7 protein-coding genes are annotated in these 15,106 nt (G+C 69.1%); all 7 read right to left on the reverse strand.

Going from position 1 to position 15,106, the window contains the following annotated elements:
- Position 1: 1 nt before the first annotated feature.
- On the reverse strand, positions 2-1,855 hold the full coding sequence (locus HEP75_RS06240; RefSeq protein WP_185825828.1) for a beta-galactosidase family protein: 1,854 nt from the start codon (positions 1,853-1,855) through the stop codon (positions 2-4).
- Between the two features lie 146 nt (positions 1,856-2,001).
- Positions 2,002-4,344: a GH92 family glycosyl hydrolase gene (locus tag HEP75_RS06245; protein ID WP_185825829.1), complete on the reverse strand. Its 2,343-nt coding sequence runs from the start codon at positions 4,342-4,344 to the stop codon at positions 2,002-2,004.
- Between the two features lie 129 nt (positions 4,345-4,473).
- On the reverse strand, positions 4,474-5,919 hold the full coding sequence (locus tag HEP75_RS06250) for a glycoside hydrolase family 125 protein (RefSeq protein ID WP_185825830.1): 1,446 nt from the start codon (positions 5,917-5,919) through the stop codon (positions 4,474-4,476).
- A gap of 136 nt (positions 5,920-6,055) precedes the next feature.
- Positions 6,056-8,743, reverse strand: coding sequence for a glycoside hydrolase family 3 C-terminal domain-containing protein (locus HEP75_RS06255; protein WP_185825831.1), 2,688 nt, complete (start codon positions 8,741-8,743; stop codon positions 6,056-6,058).
- 41 nt (positions 8,744-8,784) lie between these two features.
- Complete coding sequence (locus HEP75_RS06260) at positions 8,785-11,484, reverse strand: glycoside hydrolase family 2 protein (protein ID WP_185825832.1); 2,700 nt, start codon at positions 11,482-11,484, stop codon at positions 8,785-8,787.
- A gap of 16 nt (positions 11,485-11,500) precedes the next feature.
- Positions 11,501-13,984, reverse strand: a complete 2,484-nt coding sequence (locus tag HEP75_RS06265; protein WP_185825833.1) for a family 20 glycosylhydrolase — start codon at positions 13,982-13,984, stop codon at positions 11,501-11,503.
- Between the two features lie 55 nt (positions 13,985-14,039).
- Complete coding sequence (locus tag HEP75_RS06270; protein ID WP_185825834.1) at positions 14,040-15,095, reverse strand: glycosyl hydrolase family 18 protein; 1,056 nt, start codon at positions 15,093-15,095, stop codon at positions 14,040-14,042.
- Positions 15,096-15,106 lie beyond the last annotated feature (11 nt).

Below are 15,106 nucleotides of genomic sequence, written 5' to 3' on the forward strand. Positions count from 1 at the left end.
CTCAGCCGCCAGCCGTCGGCGAACTCCAAACCTGCCCCTTAACCCCACGCACACTCGCATCCGCCGCACTATCCAGATCAAACACAATCACGCTGTTCTCACCTTTCCGCTGCATCGGCGCCGGGAAATACAACGCCCGCTGCGGCCCGATGTTCCAATGCCGCCCCAGGTTGTGGCCGTTAGCCCAGGCGAAGCCTTTGCCGAAGGCCTGCATGTCCAGGAAGGTGTCGGTGGGCGTGCCGATCTTGACGGTGCCGCGGTGGAAGGCGGGGCCGTCGACCTTGGCGGTGGTCCAGCCGGTGATCTTGTTTGCGTCGTCCATCGGCAGCGGGAAGGTCTGCCAGCCGGTCAGCGGCTTGCCGTCGAGCAGCACGGGGTCGACCAGGCCGGCGCGGCCGTCGGGCAGGTGGGCGCCGTAGTTGATGCGGCCGCCGTTTTCCACCAGCACGTCGATGGTGTGGGTGCCGGCGGGGATGTCCACGTCCACGGCCACCTGCTGCAGGCGGCGCTCGGCGCTGCCGGCCAACTTACGATCCACGTAGACGCGTGCGTAGTCGCGCACCTCGCCCAGGTACAGGCTGCCCTTGCGCGGGCCGGTGACGGTGGTGCGGTAGAGGATGTAGCCGTAGGCCTGACCGTAGCGCTCCATCGGTTGCGGGGTGTCGGTGGTGGCGGCCGGCGCGGGCAGGTTGTCCCACAGCGAGGCGGATTCGCGCAGCGGGGTAGCCGGCAGCTCGGCGAAGCGGATCGGCGTGGGCAGGGCGGGCGGCTGCACGCCGGTGACGCGGGCGATGGCGTCGCGGAACAGGGCGAACTTGGGCGTGGGCCGGCCGGCTTCGTCCAGTACGGCGTCGTAGTCGTAGCTGGTGGTCTGCGGAGCGTAGTGGTCGCTGGCGTTCTTCTGGAAGTTGGCGCCGTTCATGAAGCCGAAGCTGGTGCCGCCGACGAACATGTAGATGTTCGCGGAGTGGCCCTGGCGCAGGATCCATTCGAATTCGCTGGCTTGTTTGTTGGCATCGGTGTTGGCGTGTTTGTCGCCCCACTGGTCGAACCAGCCGGCCCAGTATTCACCCACCATCTGCGGTTGGCCGGGGCGGAACTTGGCCAGGCTCTGGAATGCTTTTTCGGCTTCGCCGGGGCCGAAGTTCACTACCGCCAGGGTGTCGGGCAGGGTGCCGTTGGCGAGCACGTCGGCGCCGTCGGCGGTGAACAGCAGGGCCTTGTCGAAGCCGGCCTTGACGAACATGGCGCGGTTGGCCTGCATGTAGACGTGGTCGTCGTCGTAGGAGCCGTATTCGTTCTCGACCTGCACGGCGATGATGGGGCCGCCGTTGCGGTTGAGCTTGGGCTTGACCTGCGCGGCGACGGCGTCGAGGTAGGCCTGGCTGGCGGCGAGGAAGCGCGGGTCCTGGCTGCGCACGCGCATGCCCGGTTCGGCGAACAGCCAGGCGGGGTAGCCGCCGGCTTCCCATTCGGCGCAGACGTAGGGGCCGGGGCGCAGGATGACGTTGAGGCCCTGGGCGGCGGCTTCGTCGATGAAGGCGGCCAGGTCGTTGTTGCCGCTGAAGTCGAACTGGCCCTGGCGCGGTTCGACCAGGTTCCAGAACACGTAGGTCTCCACGGTGTTCAAGCCCATGGCGCGCGCTTTCTGCAGGCGGTCCTTCCAGTAGGCGCGCGGGATGCGCTGGAAGTGGATGGCGCCGGAGATGATCTGGTACGGCTTGCCGTCACGGGTGAAGTGGTCGCCCTGGGTGGCGACGGCGGGCCAGTGCGTGGCTGCGTGCGTCGGCTGTGCGGATGCCGGGAGGGAGAGCAGAAGCGACAGGGCAAGGGCGGACAGGGAGTGACGCAGCATGTGGGGGTCTCTGGCGGGGGTGACGTTGGGCTTTTTTGTAGGAGCGGCTCTGGGTGGCCTTGGGCCATTAGCCGCGACCGAGTGCTACCGGAGAGTCTTGGTCGCGGCTGAAGCCGCTCCTACAGGGGCGAGGGGAGCGGTGAGTCTCAAACGAACGAGGGCGGTAGGTCTTCCTTGGCTGCGCCGAAGGCGGGATTCGGCTTCGGGCCCATCTCCAGTTCCAGGGTGCCGCCGGCGGCGAGGTCGGCGTGGCGTAGCCAGCTGCGGGTGTAGGGCTTGCCGTTCCAGCGGGCGCGCTGGATATAGACGTTGGCGGCGCTGTTGCCGTGGGCGACGACGCTGAGGGTGCGGCCGTTGCCGACATCGACGTCGGCGCGCTTGAACAGCGGGCTGCCGAGCACGTAGGTTGCGCTGACCGGGTCCACGGCATAGAAGCCCAGCGCGCTGAGCACGAACCAGGCGCTCATTTGCCCGCAGTCCTCGTTGCCGGACAGGCCGTTGCGCGCGTCGTGGTATTGCTCGCGCAGCAGCCTCCGCACCATGGCCTGGGTCTTGTACGGCTGCCCGGCGTAGGCGAACAGGTAGGCCACGTGGTGGCTAGGCTCGTTGCCGTGCGCGTACTGGCCGACCATGCCGTCGATGTCCGGCGGCGCGTCGGCCGGCAGTTCGGAGCTGGTGGAGAACAGTTCGTCGAGTTTGGCGACGAAGCCGTCGCGGCCGCCGAACAGTTCCATGTAGCCGTACAGGTCGTGCTGGTTGAGGAAGGTGGCCTGCCAGGCGTTGGACTCGGTGAAGTCGCGCCACTTCGCCATGTGGCCCATCGCGCGCGGGTCGAACGGGGCGGCCCAGTCGCCGTTGCTCAGCCGCGGCTGCACGAAGCCGCTTTTGCGATTGAACACGTTGCGGTAGTTGCGCGAGCGTTCGCGCAAGGCGCTTGCTTCCTTGGTGGCGCCGGCGGCCTGCGCCAGGTGCGCCACCGCCCAGTCGTCGTAGGCGTATTCGAGGGTGCGGCTGACCGCTTCGTCCACGGTGTCGCTGGGGATGTAGCCGCGCTTGCGGTACTCGTCCAGGCCGTGCGTGGTGTCGTCCATGGCGCGCTTGCGGTAGGCCGGCCAGGCGGCGGCGTAGTCGATGCCGGTGAAGCCCTTGGCGTGCGCTTCGGCCAGCACCACGGCGGAGTGGTAGCCGATCATGCAGCCGGTCTCCACGCCTTGCAGTGGCCAGATGCCGACGCCGTCCGGGCATTCGTTGGCGCCGCGCACCAGGCACTGCACCAGGTCGGGTACGCGTTCGGGTTGCACCAGGGTCAGCAAGGGGTGCAGCGCGCGGTAGGTGTCCCACAGCGAGTAGGTGCTGTAGTTGTGGTAGCCGGCGGGTGCCTGGTGCACCTTTAGGTCCATGCCGCGGTAGCGGCCATCGGTGTCGCTGAACAGGGTCGGCGCGAGCAGGCTGTGGTACAGGCCGGTGTAGAAGATGCGCTGCTGCGCGTCGTCGTCGCTGTCGATGCGTACGCGCGCCAGTTCCTTCTCCCACGCGGCCACGGCGGCGGCGTGCACGCGCGCGAAATCGAAGTCGGGCAGTTCGGCGTCGAGGTTGGCCAGGGCGTTCTCGGCGCTGACCGCGGAGATGCCGACCTTGACCAGCAGCGGCGCGTCGGCCGCGTCGGGGTAGTGCAGCGCCACCTTCAGGTGGGTGCCGTCGGCCTGGTGCGCGTCGGCGGCCAGTGGCTGGTCTTCGGAATAGAGCTGGGCCTTGGCGAACGGCCGCGACAGGCGCATGGCGAAGTAGAGGTAGCGGCCGGTCGCCCACTGGTACACGCGGCGCCCGCCGGTCAGGGTGCGCGCATCGACGATGCGCAGTTGCGCGTCGCTGACCCGGGTCGCGATCTCCGGTTTGTCCTGCATGCCGTGGCACAGGTCCAGCAGCAGGTGCGCCGGCTTGCCCTTGGGGAAGTGGTAGCGGTGCAGGCCGGCGCGCGCGGTGGCGGTCAGCTCGGCGTGCACGCCGCTGTCCTTCAGGCGCACGCGGTAGTAGCCGGGCGAGGCGGCTTCGTCGGCGTGGTCGTAGCGCGAGCGGTAGCCGGCGTCCGGATCTTGCAGCGTGCCGGGGACCAGCTTGACGTCGCCGGTGGCGGGCACGACCAGGAAATCGAGCAGGTCGCCGACGCCGGTGCCGGACAGGTGGGTGTGCGAGAAGCCCATGATCGAGCCATCGGACTCGTGGTAGCCGGAGCACGAATCCCACACCGCGTTGTAGGTGTCCGGGCTCAGCTGCACCATGCCGAACGGCAGCGTGGCGCCGGGGAAGGTGTGGCCGTGGCCACCGGTGCCGATGAACACGTCGACGTGGCGGGTGAACTCGGCCTTGGCGCGCGCGTCGGCGGGCAGTGCGTAGCTGCCGGCGCGCGCTTGCGCCAGGCGGGCGATGCCGCTGCTGCCGAACAGGGCCAGGGCGATGGCGCCCTGCAGGAAACCGCGTCGTGTGGCCATGGTGCTTTCCTCGGGGTGTGCAGCGGAGCGGGATGGTGTTTCTGTAGGAGCGGCTTCAGCCGCGACCTTGGTGTTGCCGGTCAGATCCGGTCGCGGCTGAAGCCGCTCCTACAGGGGGCGGTGGGGTGGTCAGGCTTTCAGCAGGTGCGGTTTGCGCTGGTGCAGGTCGACGATCAGTTCGCCGAACAAGGTGTTGGCCCAGGCGAACCAGTCGCGGGTGAACTTGCTCGGGTCGTCCTTGTCGAAGGCTTCGTGCATGAAGCCGCTGCCGGCGTCCGTGCTCTTCAGCCAGGCCAGGCATTGGCGGATCTGCGCGTCGTCGTCGCTGGCCAGCGCGTACTGCATGATCGACATCGGCCAGATCGTGCCCATGCCACTATGCGGACTGCCCACGCCCTCGGCGGCGCGGCCACGGTAGAAGTACGGGTTGCGCTCGCTCCACGCCAGCTGGCGGGTGCGCAGGAACAGCGGATCGCGGCGGTCGCAGCAGCCCAGGTAGGCCAGGCTCAGCAGGCCTGGGGCGTTGGCGTCGTCGATGAACAGCTGGTTGCCGTAGCCGTCCACTTCGTAGGCCCAGAACGGCTGCCCATCGGCATCGCGCATCTGCCCGAATTTGCGCGTGGCGGTCTCGACTTCGTCGGCCAGCGCGCGGCATTCGCCGGCGAAGGCGGCATCGTGGTGCAGCGCTTCGCTCATCGTCGCCAGCTGCCGCAGCGAGGTCACCGCGAACAGGTTGGCCGGCACGAACAACGGGTACAGGCAGGCGTCGTCGGACGGGCGGAACATCGAGTGGATCATGCCGTTGGGCTTGGTCGGCTGGCCGTAGCCTTCCAGCACCAGGGTCTCGGTGGCCAGCGGCGAGGGGCGCTGGAAATTGTAGGGGCCGCGGTCGTGCAGGCGCTGCTGCTCGCGGAAGGTCTTGACCACCACGTGCATCGCCGCGCGCCAGTCGTCGTCGAACGGGGCGGCGTCGCCACTGGCGCGCCAGTATTCGTGCGCCAGCCGGATCGGGTAGCACAGCGAATCCACTTCCCACTTGCGCTCGCCGACGCCAGGCTTCATCTCGGTGATGTCGGCCACCGACCATTTCAGGCGCTGGCTCTTGCCGTCGGGCAGGAACGCATTGGCGTAGGGGTCGAGCTGGATGCAGGCGGCCTGGCGCTGGATCAGGCCATGGAACATGCGCCGCAAGGCGGGATCGCGTTTGGCGAGCGGGACGTACGGATGCACCTGCGCCGAGGAATCGCGCAGCCACAGCGCCTCGATGTCGCCGGTGATGACGAAGGTGTCCGGCTTGCCGTTGCGGGTGCCGATTTCGACGGTGGTGTCGAGCGTGTTCGGATAGCAGTTCTCGAACAGCCAGGCCAGGCGCGGATCGCCGATGCCGGCCTTGACCGTGCACAGGTGCTTTTCCACCGCGGCGCTGACGAAGCGCCGTTGCGCCGGCGGCGGGCGCTTGCTGGGCAAGCCTGCCGCCGCTGCGCCGCTCGCGGCGAAGCCGGGCACGGCGCTGGCGAGCAGGCCGGCGCCGGCGGCGCTGCCGAGCAACTGGAGGACATCGCGGCGGGAAGGCATGGGTGACTCCTGGTCTGGTTTATACGGGTGAGCGCATTGCTTTGCTTTTCTGTAGGAGCGGCTTCAGCCGCGACCGGGTGTTACCGGTAAGGTCCGGTCGCGGCTGAAGCCGCTCCTACAGGGGCACATGTATCGATCACCGCGGGATGGGCGCGCTGCCCTGGATCGAAAACGCGGCCGCGTCGCCGGGCGCCCCGGTGCCGGGCTGGCCGCCGCCGACGAAGATGCGGTAGTCGCCGGGCTGCACCGCGCGCTGGCCGGCGCGATCGACGTCGCTCAGCTGCCGCGGCGCCAGCTCGAAACTCACCTCGCGCGTTTCGCCCGGCTGCAGCGTCACCCGCTGAAAGCCGACCAGGGTGCGCAGCGGCGATTGCGCGCGTTGCGGGTATTCCAGGTACACCTGCACCACCTCGTCGCCGGCGCGCGTGCCGCTGTTGCGCACCTGCGTGCGCACCTGCAGGTTCGCGCCGGCCTGCAGCGTGGTCGCCGACAGCTGCGGCGCGGCGTAGGCGAAGCTGGTGTAGCTCAGCCCGCTGCCGAACGCGAACAGCGGCTCGCCCTTGAAGTAGCGGTAGGTGCGCCCCTTCATGTCGTAGCTGACGTAGGCCGGCAGGTCCTTGGTGGAGCGGTAGAAGGTGACCGGCAGGCGGCCGCCCGGATTGACGTCGCCGGCCAGCGCCTGCGCGATCGCGGTGCCGCCGGACTGCCCCGGATACCACGCCGCGACGATCGCGTCGGCATGCTGCTTGGCCCAGTTCAAGGCCACCGCGCTGCCGCTCATCAACACCACCACGAGCGGCTTGCCGCTGGCCTTGGCGCGCTCCAGCAGCGCCTGCTGCGCCGCGGGCAGGGCGAGGTCGTTGCGGTCGCCGCCGTCGAAGCCGGGCACGTCGATGCGCAGTTCCTCGCCTTCCACGTCCGGCGACAGGCCGACGAAGGCGACCACCGCGTCGGCCTGCGCGACCGCGCGTTCGGCCTCGGCCAGTTGCGGCGCGGCCGGCGCCAGCCATTCCAGGCGCAGACCCTGGTCCTGGCCGCGGTGCTCCAGTTCCAGGCGGATGCGGCGCGGGCGCGTGTCGTCGAAGTGCAGCACGGTCTCGACGTTGCGGCCGTCGGCGTTGTGCATGCCGGCCGGCAGGTGCTTGTCTTCGGCGTTGCCGGCGACGACCAGCTTGTCGTCGATGTACAGCCGCACCGGATCGTGGCCGGCGCAATCGAAGCAGCGCGCCACGCGCACCGCCAGGGTGTAGTCGCCCGGTCCGGGCGGCAGCAGTTCGCCGCTCCAGCGCACCGAATAGCGATCCTTGTCCACGCTCTTGGCCGGCGCCACCTGATCCCAGTTGAAGCTGACCACGCGGTCCTGGCGCTGCGTGCGCGGATTGCCGGCCAGATCGACGTTGTCGAAATACTCGCCACGCAGGCCGGGCTTGCCGTCGCTGCGCAGGGCGGTCTCGGGGATCATGCCGGGCACGCCGGCGGCGAGCGGGGCGCCTTGCGCGTAGCTCACATTCGCGGCGCCGAAGCGTTCGCGCAGGCCCAGCAGCGGCGTCACCGGCGCGGCCGAGGTGCCCTGGTAGTTGGCTTCCAGCGCGGCCAGCGCGTCGGCATTGGGGCCGATCACCGCTAGCCGCAGGCCCGGCTTCAGCGGCAGCGTGGCATTGCGGTTCTGCAGCAGCACCAGCGATTGCTGCGCGGCCTGCAGCGCCAGCGCGCGGTGTGCGGCGCTGTCCACGTCCTTGGCGCCCAGCCGCGCGTATGGGTCCTTGCGCTGCGGCTGCAGTTCGCCGAGCCGGTAGCGCGCGGCGAACAATCGCACCAGCGACTGGTCGAGCAGGGCTTCGTCGGCGTCGCCGCGCTCGATCGCCTGGCCCAGTTCGGCATAGGCGTGGCCGCAGTTGAGGTCGTGGCCGGCCTTGAGCGCGGCGGCGGAGGAGCCGGCGTTGTCGGCGCGGAAATAGTGGAACTGGGTCATGTCGTCGAGCGCGTCGCAGTCGGAGACGACGAAGCCCTTGAAGCCCCAGTCGCCGCGCAGGCGGCCGTTGAGCAGCCAGTCGGCGGCGCAGGCGGGGGTGCCGTGCAAGGAGTTGTAGGCACACATCACCGAGCCGGCCTGGCCGTCGACGATGGCGGCGCGGAACGCCGGGGTGTAGGTCGCTTCCAGGTCGCGCGGCGACACGTCCACGTCGAAGCCGTGGCGGCCGGGTTCCGGGCCGCTGTGCACGGCGATGTGCTTGGGCGTGGCGATGGTGCGCGGGTGGCTGAGGTCGTCGCCCTGCAGGCCGTGGATGAAGCCCACCGCCAGCTGTCCGGTGAGATACGGGTCTTCGCCGTAGGTTTCCATGCCACGGCCCCAGCGCGGGTCGCGGAAGATGTTGATGTTGGGCGACCAGATGGTCAGCCCGGCGTAGCGCGGGTGGTCCTTGCCGGGGCGGCCGGCGAGATTGAACTTGGCGCGCGCTTCGGTCGAGGTCACGGTGCCGACCTGCTCGAGCAGGGTGGTGTTCCAGGTCGCGGCCAGGCCGATCGCCTGCGGGAACACGGTGGCGTAGCCGTTGCGGGCGATGCCGTGCAGGCCTTCGCTCCACCATTCGTAGGCAGGCACGCCCAGGCGCGGAATCGCCGGCGCATCGTTCATCGCCTGCGCGACCTTTTCCTCGCGCGTCATCTTCGCCACCAGCGCGGCGGCGCGGTCCTCGGCGTCGTCGGCATGCGCAAGCGGCGCAGCGGCCAATCCAAGCACATACAGCCCCCGCAAAATCCCCTGTAGGAGCGGCTTCAGCCGCGACCGCGCAGTGTCCGCATCGCGTCGCGCGCTATCGCTCATGGTCCCCCGGATTTCCTTGTGCAGTGTCGGTGCCATCCGCATCACTTCGCCTCCGCCGGCTCGGGCGGCGACCCGGTCAGGGTCTGTGCCAGATCGCGCACCTGCAAGGCGCTGCGCAGCTGTTCCAGCGTCGCGTTGCTGCGCACGTGCACGGTCAGCGGCTCGCCCGGCAACAGGTCGAATGCGTTGTCGGACAGCGTGGCATCCAGATCGCCGAACCCCAGCCACACTTCGCGCGCCAGGGTGGTGCTGGTCAGGGTCAGCGCGTAGCCGTCGCCGTCGGCACGCAACTCGCTGCGGATGTCGGGGCTGGGCAGGTGCAGGTTCTTGGCCGCGTCGAAGAACACCAGGTTGCGCGACAGCACGCGCGCGCCATCGAGCAGTTCGAACACCGCAAAGCTGCGCATCGGATCGGCGCGGCGCAGCAACTGCGCATCGCTGAAGCTGCCCACGCGCACGCTGGACAGCGGCGCCAGGGTCACCGGCTTCTCGCTCTTGCTCAGGACCTTGCCGGATACGTCCATCACCCGCATGCGCCAGCGCGCGGCCAGCGGCACGGTGCGGTCGGACACCAGCGTCACCTCGGTCTGGCCCTTGTCGTTGCGCAGCGCGGCGATCAGCTCCGGCGCGTAGAAGCGCTTGGCGTGGTAGTGCAGCGCCTTCCAGCGGCCGAAGTAGTCCAGGCTGGACCAGGACGCGCCCGGCCACACGTCGTTGAGCTGCCAGTACAGCGTCCCCATCGACTGCGGCCGCGACGCGCGCAGGTGCTCGGCGGCCAGAGCGATACCCTCGGCCTGCATCAGCTGGCTCAGGTAGACGAAGCTCTCGAAGTCCTTGGGCTCGCCGAATTCGCGGCGGATGTACAGCAGCAGGCGCTGGTTGCCGTTGCCCTTGTCGAACTTCTGGTGCGCGCGCATCACCGGCGATTCCGGCTGCAGGTCGCCGGGTTCGGCGAAGGCGCGGATGGTGCGCATTTCCGGGAACGACTGCAGGCCGTACTCGGACATGAAGCGCGGGGTCACGTTGAGGTATTCGGTGACCGGCAGCGCCGGACCGCCCCAGACCTTCCAGTAGTGCATGTCGCCGTCGTCGGGCTGGTCGGCGGCGCCATCGAAATCGGTGCCGGGCGAGGTCGCCCAGTACGGGGTGTCGCTGTCGTACTTGCTCACCGCCTCGCGCAGCACGGTGCCGAACAGCGTGGTCATGCCGCGTTCGATGCGGCTGCGTTCTTCCGGATCGATCGACTGCTTGAACTTGACCCGGTCGCCCCAGTTTTCCCAGCCGGTCTGCACTTCGTTGTTGCCGCACCAGATGACGATGCTGGGGTGGTCGCCCAGGCGCTTGACCTGCGCTTCGGCCTCGGCGCGGGTGTTTTCGCGGAACGCCACGTCGTAGGGCGGGATCGCGCCGCCGAACATGAAGTCCTGCCAGATCATGATGCCCAGGCGGTCGGCGTCCTCGTAGAAGCTGTCCGGCTGGTAGTGGCCGCCGCCCCACATGCGCAGCATGTTCATGTTGGCGTCGCGCGCCGATTGCAGGATGCCGCGCATGCGCGCCGCATCGACGCGGCTGGGGAAGCTGTCGAACGGGATCAGGTTGGCGCCCTTGGCGAACACCGGGATGCCGTTGACCACGATCGCGAAGCCCTTGCCCCACTTGTCCTGGTCGCGGCGCAGCTCGACGCTGCGCAGGCCGGTGACGCGCTCGGTGGCGTAGCTGTCGCCGGCGGCGTCGCGGATGCGCGCCTTGAACGTATACAGATCCTGCTTGCCGTAGCCGGCCGGGAACCAGCGCTGCGGCTTGGCGATGCGTACCGGCACGGTGAGCGTGTTGCTGCCGGGATCGAGCACCGCCTTCTGGCTCAGCTGCGCCACGCGCTGGCCGTCGGGGCCGAGCACGTCCAGCTCCAGCTGCACCTCGCCGCTGCGGCCGGCCTGCACCTCCAGTTGCGCCAGCAGTTGCGCCGCGTCCGCATCGACGCGTTGCTGGGCGATGTGCAGGCCTTCCACGCGCAGCGCGTCCCAGGCTTCCACGCGCACGTCCTGCCAGATGCCGGCGGTGACGATGCGCGGGCCCCAGTCCCAGCCGAAGGTGTAGGGCGCCTTGCGCACGTAGGTGGAGCTGTGCCGCGCGACGGGCTCGTCGCCGAACGCCGAGTCGTAGGCGCCGGGCAGCGCGTACGGCTGCTTGGCCAGCCACGGCTGGATCTTCTTGATCGGCGAGTACAGCCGCACTTCCAGCACGTTGTCGCCGCGCTTGAGCAGCGGCTTGGCGTCCACCCGCCACTGCCGGAACATGTTGTCGGCGGCGAGCAGTTTCTTGCCGTTGAGGTAGACCTCGGCGAAGGTGTCCAGGCCATCGAACACCAGCTCCACGTGTTCGCGCGCGAGCAGCGCGGCGTCGGCCTTGAAGCGGGTCTGGTATTGCCAGTCGCTCAACCCGGCCCACTGGATCTTTGCCTCGTTGTCGCGATAGAACGGATCGGGCACTACCCCGGCCGCGATCAGGTCGGTCTGCACCGTGCCCGGCACCTGCGCCGGCAGCCACTGCGCGGCCTTCGGGAATTCCTTGGCGCGCACCTCGCCCGGCGCCAGCCGCACCTGCCAGCCCTGTTGCAGCGGCAGCGTCGTCGGCACCGCGGCCTGGCCCAGCGTGGGCAGGCCCAGCGCCAGCAGCAGCCCGAGCCGGGCGGGAAGGCGCAGGTGCGGCGCGGAACGGGAACGGCGGTGCGGCTGGGTCATGCGTGGGTCTCCAGGGTCAACGCGCGGCGGCGGGGGGCGCCTGCGCGGTGGTTTCGATCAGGTGGACGGCGCCGATGGCGTAGTACGGGCCGTTGATGCGGGCGGTCGAGCGCAGGCACAGGTCGTGCGTGCCGGTCTGCTTGGGCAGCGGGGCTTCCAGCGAGAACTGCTCGCCCAGCGCCTTGCCGCCCGGCAGCGGGATCCGCGCCAGCAGCTTGCCCTTGCAGTCGCCCAGGCGCACTTCCAGTTCGCCGTGCGCGGTCTTGGCCGGGTACTGCTTGACCTTGACCTGCTCGTGCGCCAGCCCGTAATTGCGCGCCAGCCGCGCGGCATCGATGCGGATGCGGGCGATGCCGTCCAGGCGCGCGTCGGCGTAGCGCCAGCAGCTGCCGAACAGGTCGATGTTGAACACCGGCGTGTCCTTGCCCGACATGTCCGGCAGCAGCGGTACGCGCAGGCCCAGGCTGCCGTCGGCGCAGGAACTCAGGCCCTGGGTGTCGCGGCTCAGCAGGCCGGGGCGGTCGAGGATGCGGGTACGCGCCGCGGCCAGCACGCTGCCGTCGTCGGCGAAGGTGGCTGCGCGCACGGTGACCGGCAGGGTCACGTCGAACGGCTTGTCGTAACGCGGCGAATCGGCGGTGGGCTCGCTGCCGTCGATGGTGTAGCGGAAGCTGCCGAACTTGGCCTGGTTGCCGAGTGCGATGCTGGCCTTGCCGCTTTCCAGCGCGGCGTTGTCGCCGCCTTGGATGGCGATGTCCGGCGCGAACGCGCCGTCGCCGTAGTCGATGCCCAGCGCGCGGTAGCGGTTGAGCTGCGCCGGCAGGCGCTGCAGGAAGCCGTCCCAGCCGCGCGCCGCCGGCGGCGACCACGCCGCCTCGGCCAGCGCGCCCAGGCGCGGGAACAGCGCATGGTCGATATGCCAGGCCGAGGGAATGTATTCGGCCCATAGCGCGGCCTGCGCGCCGAGCACGTGCTTGGCTTCCTCGGCGCTGAGCGCGGCCGGGACCGGATCGAACTCGTAGACCTTCTGCAGCGGCAGCACCGCCAGCCGGCCATTGGGCTCGTCGCTGCGCGCGCTCTGCAGGTTGTCCAGGTACAGCCAGCCGGCCGGCACCAGCACCACGTCGTGGCCTTGCTTGGCCGCGGCCACCGCGCCATCGACGCCGCGCCACGACATCACCGATGCGCTGGCCGGCAGGCCGCCTTCCAGGATCTCGTCCCAGCCGATCAGGCGCCGGTCGTGCTTGGTCAGGTAATCGGACAACTGCTGGTTGAACCAGCCCTGCATCGCGTGCGCATCCTTGATCCCGAGCTTGCGCATCTGCGCGCGCACGGCGGGCGAACGCTCCCACTGGTCCTTGACCGCTTCGTCGCCGCCGATGTGGATGTACTGCGAGGGGAACAGCTGCAGCACTTCGTCGAGCACGCCCTGGATGAAGGTCATGCTCTTTTCGTCGGTATTGAACAGGTAGGGATTGACCCCCCAGTCCACCGACACCTTCGGCCGCTGTTTGGTCACGCCGACCAGTTCCGGATACGCCGCCACCGCCGCCTGCGCGTGCCCGGGCATGTCCAGCTCCGGCACGATGGTGACGTGCCGCGCGGCGGCGTAGGCCACCAGGTCGCGGATCTGGTCCTGGGTGTAGAAGCCGCCGTAGCTTTCCGGCACGCCTTGCGTGCCGGCGCCAGGCGGGGTGCGCCAGGCGCCGATCTCGGTGAGCTTGGGATAGCGCTTGATCTCGATGCGCCAGCCCTGGTCGTCGGTCAGGTGCAGGTGCAGCACGTTGAGCTTGTGCTCGGCCATCGCATCGATGACGTGCTTGACCGTGTCCGGGCTGTGGAAATGGCGGGCCACGTCGAGCAGCAGGCCGCGCCAGCCGAAGCGCGGCCAGTCGCGGATCTTGACCTCGGGTACGTCCACTTCGCCCTTGCCGGCATCGGGGGTGAGCAGCTGCCAGGCGCTCATCGCGCCGTAGAACAGGCCGCGCTCGTCGCGCGCCTGGATCAGCATGGTGCTGCCGTCCACGTCCAGCCCGTAGCCTTCCGGCGCTTCCACCGGAGCGTTGGGGTTCATCTGCAGGCGGATGGCGCCGTTGGCCGGAATGGTCTCGGCGCGCACCTCCAGCGACAGGCCGCGGGTCTTTTCCAGCAGCGCGGCCAATTGCCGGGCCACGCGCATGGCCGCGTCGTCGTCGGTCGGCACCGACAGCGTGCTGCCGGTGCCGATGGTCAGCGTGGCGCTGCCGCGCTTGGCCTGCGCCGGTGCCGGAATCAGCGGCAACGGCGCGGTGCTGACCGGCTTCGGCGCAACCGGTGCGGGCGCAGCGGCGGGCTTGGCGGTGTCCGCCGCGGCGGGGGCCTTGCGGTCGCAGCCGCTCAGTACGGCAACGAGGGCGAACAGGGCAAGCCCCAGCCACGTGGTGCGGGACGCCGCCGCGGCGCCCGCCGGGGCGGTCGTCGGGCGGTGTGGCGTGCGCTGGCGTGCACCTGCTGCAATCATTCGGTCTACCTCGTGCTGTGCGGACGCCTATCGTAGTGGATCGGCGCGTAACGGATCAGCGCGATGCGGCGGGCAGCTCGTCCCACACCTTCGGATCCTCGGCACCCAGCACCCAGCAGCTGAAGCCTTCCAGGCCGTATTGCTTGACCATGTCGTAGCGCGCGCGGAAGCTGCGCGCATCCGGACGGAACACCCATTCGCGCATGTCGTCGCGGTAGAAATAGAACCACGACTCCTGCTCCTGCGCATCCCATTGCACGGTGGCGTTCTGCTCGATCGCCAGCGGGAAGGACTCGTCGGCATCGATGTAGGTCGCCGAGATGTTGGACGCTTCGGTGCCGTCTTCCTTCACCGGGTTGCCGGTGTACCAGCGATAGCCGTAGGTGGCGATGCCCAGCGACAGCTTCTCCTTCGGCACCTGGGTCAGCGCGTAGTCCAGGTGCTTCTTCATCCACACCATGCCGTCGACCGGGCCGGGCGTGGTCCAGCGGGTGTGCTGGTCGTAGGTCATCAGGCTGACCAGATCCACCGCCTGGCCGAGCGCCTTCAGGTCGTAGGCGCCGCGCCAGTATTCCCACATCCACTTGGAGAACTGCCCGCCTTCGGCGTAGCCCGGTGCGTTCGGCACCACCGCCACCGACATCTTGAAGCCGGCCTTGTGCAGTGCGTCGGCGGTCTGCTTGACCATCAGCGTGTAGGCGTCGCGGTCGGTCCAGGCGATGTTCTCGAAATCGAACTGGAAGCCGTAGTAGCCGTTCTTTTTGCCGTGGATCAGCAGCGAGCCGATCATGCGCTTCTTCGCATCCTCGTCGTGCATCAGCTTGTGGAAGCCTTCGCGGCCGGTGGTCATCGACAGGATCGGCATCACCCGCAGCTGCTTGCGCTTGGCGATGTCGTAGATGTACGCGTTGGGGGTGCCGTTGACCAGGCCGTTCTGGTCCACGCCGTACCAGGTCGGTACCACCACGTCGATCTTGTCGACGTTGGCCAGGAACGAGTTGGTCGATTTCTGCGTGCTCATCAAATAGAACAGCGCGGTCGGGTTCTTGGCCATGGCGGGGGTACAGACCATGGCCAGGGCAAGCAGCAGCCCTGCGAATCGCTTCATCATCGGGGGAATAT

This window comes from Xanthomonas sp. SI (assembly GCF_014236855.1).
Classification (GTDB): Bacteria; Pseudomonadota; Gammaproteobacteria; order Xanthomonadales; family Xanthomonadaceae; genus Xanthomonas_A.

Coding starts and splice junctions, on each gene's coding strand:
- HEP75_RS06240 (WP_185825828.1), bottom strand. CDS start 1,855: ATGCTGCGTCACTCCCTGTCCGCCCTTGCCCTGTCGCTTCTGCTCTCC.
- HEP75_RS06245 (WP_185825829.1), bottom strand. CDS start 4,344: ATGGCCACACGACGCGGTTTCCTGCAGGGCGCCATCGCCCTGGCCCTG.
- HEP75_RS06250 (WP_185825830.1), bottom strand. CDS start 5,919: ATGCCTTCCCGCCGCGATGTCCTCCAGTTGCTCGGCAGCGCCGCCGGC.
- HEP75_RS06255 (WP_185825831.1), bottom strand. CDS start 8,743: ATGAGCGATAGCGCGCGACGCGATGCGGACACTGCGCGGTCGCGGCTG.
- HEP75_RS06260 (WP_185825832.1), bottom strand. CDS start 11,484: ATGACCCAGCCGCACCGCCGTTCCCGTTCCGCGCCGCACCTGCGCCTT.
- HEP75_RS06265 (WP_185825833.1), bottom strand. CDS start 13,984: ATGATTGCAGCAGGTGCACGCCAGCGCACGCCACACCGCCCGACGACC.
- HEP75_RS06270 (WP_185825834.1), bottom strand. CDS start 15,095: ATGATGAAGCGATTCGCAGGGCTGCTGCTTGCCCTGGCCATGGTCTGT.